The 530-nt window shown below is 62.6% G+C and carries 2 protein-coding genes; both read right to left on the bottom strand.

What is annotated here, in order from left to right:
- Positions 1 to 177 (bottom strand): MbtH family protein (locus ACIRS4_RS38570; RefSeq protein ID WP_404204989.1); only part of this gene is annotated, 177 nt, incomplete at its 3' end.
- Between the two features lie 138 nt (positions 178 to 315).
- Positions 316 to 530 (bottom strand): alpha/beta fold hydrolase (locus ACIRS4_RS38565; protein ID WP_404204985.1); only part of this gene is annotated, 215 nt, incomplete at its 5' end.

The following is a 530-nucleotide window of genomic DNA, read 5'->3' as shown; positions in this document are numbered from 1 at the left end:
CATGTCGGTCCAGTTCTTCTCGACGTACTCGACGCATGCGGCGCGGGAGTCCTCGCCGAACACGACTCGCCAACCCGCCGGAACCTCGGCGAAGGCCGGCCAGAGGGAGTGCTGTTCCTCATCGTTGACCAGGACGAAGAACCGGCCGTCTTCGTCATCGAAGGGATTGGTGCTCATTTCACCTCACTGGATACTGGCGCTGTGTACGGGTACGTAGACGGATCGTCCAGCCACCGCAGTGTTGGAACGAGCCCCCGACGTTGATTCGACCCTAGCAAGGCAGGCGTTACCGCTGGGCGGTTACCTGCACTTCGTTCAGGCCACGAAGAATTCGACAAGGATCTTATTGACGACCTCCGGTTGCTCCAGGTAGCCGAAGTGCCCGGCGTCGGGAACCTCCTGGTAGCGGGCACCCGGAATGATATCGGCGACCTCTCGCGCGAGGTAGGGCGGGATCATCCGATCGTCGGCGAAGCCCAGCGCCAGGCAGGGCACGGTGATGCCGCGATAGGCCGCGGTGCGGTCGAAAT

Source organism: Streptomyces sp. NPDC101166 (assembly GCF_044768125.1).
Classification (GTDB): domain Bacteria; phylum Actinomycetota; class Actinomycetes; order Streptomycetales; family Streptomycetaceae; genus Streptomyces.
The sequence above is the reverse complement of the archived record's forward strand: the minus strand, read 5'-3'. Positions and strand labels throughout refer to the sequence as shown.